Origin of the sequence: Extibacter sp. GGCC_0201 (assembly GCF_017566055.1) — a bacterium.
Lineage (GTDB): Bacteria > Bacillota > Clostridia > Lachnospirales > Lachnospiraceae > Extibacter.
This window is the reverse complement of record NZ_JABFCH010000171.1, coordinates 1-223: the sequence shown is the minus strand read 5'-3', so window position 1 is coordinate 223 and position 223 is coordinate 1. Positions and strand designations below refer to the sequence as shown.

The following is a 223-nucleotide window of genomic DNA, read 5'->3' as shown; positions in this document are numbered from 1 at the left end:
ATGGCGTAGTTGAGGCCAGCCTTGATGTTGCCGGTACCATGCGGGGCAGCGCGATCGTACTTGGAAACGCACAGCTTGACGGTGGTGTCGCCACCCTTGAAGTACGGACCCACGGGCGTAACGAGGATACGGAACTGGTACTCGTCGGCAGGCTTCACGCCGATGACGTCGCCCGTGGCGATCATGAGCGGGCGGACGTAGAGCGTCGCACCGGAACCGAACG

General features: G+C 62.8%; 1 pseudogene. It reads right to left on the bottom strand.

From position 1 onward, the window contains the following. Nucleotides 1–223, bottom strand: a pseudogene (locus tag HJV72_RS19150) (branched chain amino acid aminotransferase); the annotation flags it as partial.